Genomic DNA, 1,376 nt, shown 5'->3' with positions numbered 1-1,376 from the left:
CACCCCGGTGCGGATCGCGGCCTTCGTGGACCGGCGGCCGGACGCCCGGCGCCCTCCGGCGCCCCGCAGGGCACGACGGGTGCCTCCGTCGCGTCGGCCTCCGGCGGCGGCGGCGGCGGACCGGAGCGGCAGCCGGGAGCCGCCGCGCAGCCGACCGGTCCCGGGACGCGCCCGGCGGGCGCCCCGCGCGCCGGCGGCAACGGTCCGGTGGTGCCCGTGACGGTTCCGGCGCGCCGGTCCTCCGGCGGCCTGGGCGTGCAGCGAGCCGTTCGACTCATCGGTCAGCGACGCGGGCTGCTCGGCGACCGCCGGATGACGGTCGCCCTCGCCACTCCGCCGGCACCCTTCGCGCCCGTTGCCGCCGCTCCCTCCGGCGGAGGCGCCGGGTCGGCGCCGACGCCACCCGTGGTCAGGGCCGCCTGGACCCACCCTCTCGTGTCCCGTCCGGACGGCGAGGCGCCGGCCGCGCCAGTTGCACCGGCCGCTGCCGCTCCGCGCCGCTCGGGTGCGCAGGCGCGCCGCTCGCCGGGCACCGGCGCCGGAGGCGGCGGTGCCGCAGCCGGGGAGTCCGCCTCGCCGGGGAGTGCGGAGCGCCCCTCCACGCCGGGGGCGGCCGCGCCGCGCGGGGTCGTGGCCGCGGTGCAACGGGTGTTCTCCCGGCGCCCGTCGGAACGGCCGGTCCGACGGACGGCGGCCGGGCACCCGGCCGTCGTCGATCACCCGTCAGCGGCCGGAGGCCCGGCGGCACCTGCCGCCGTCCCGGCCACGCCCGCACCGGCGAGCCCACCGCGCGTCCTGCCCGGTCAGCCCCGTGCGGCAGTCCTGAACCCCGGTGTCCCGGCGCCGCCGCGGCCCGGCGCCACGAGCGCGGGCCTCCCGGACGTGCAGCGGTCCGCCACGCCGAGGTTCGGTGGGCACGCGAACCCCGGCGCCCCCGGTTCGCCGTCCGCCACGGCGAGCGCCCCGCGCCCGCCGGTCGTCCGGCTCAGGCCCGTGGCGGGCCCGTCGGTCCAGCGCCTGTCGGCCTCGTCCCGGCCTCCGCAGCCGTCCCCGATGCCGCCACCCGCCGTCGCGGCCCCGGCGGGCACGAGCCGGGCACCGGGCTCGCAGCCCGCGCCCGCGCCCGCGCCCACGTCCGTTCCCGCGTCCGCCCCCGCGCTCGTCGTGGCCCGGGCCCTGCCCGCCGGGCACGCCACCAGCGCCCCGTCCGGCCCGTCGGCCCTGTCCGCCTCGCCCGCGCCGTCCGCACCGCCGTCGCCCGCCACGGCCCGGCTGTTGCAGCGGGTGGCCGAGCAGTCGGGACTGACGGGGGTGCCGCTGACCGCCGTGCCCGCGCGCACACCCACCACGGTGCAGCTCGCCGGGCCGGCCCGAAC

The 1,376-nt window shown here is 82.7% G+C and carries 1 pseudogene; it reads left to right on the top strand.

Annotation, left to right across the window (positions count from 1 at the left end):
* Nucleotides 1–1,053 precede the first annotated feature (1,053 nt).
* Nucleotides 1,054–1,376 (top strand): annotated as a pseudogene (locus ACIQOV_RS41465) (hypothetical protein); the annotation flags it as partial.

The organism is Kitasatospora sp. NPDC091257, from assembly GCF_044757675.1.
GTDB lineage: Bacteria > Actinomycetota > Actinomycetes > Streptomycetales > Streptomycetaceae > Kitasatospora > Kitasatospora lactacystinica.
Note: the sequence above shows the minus strand (reverse complement) of the source record. Positions and strands in the feature narration are given on the sequence as shown.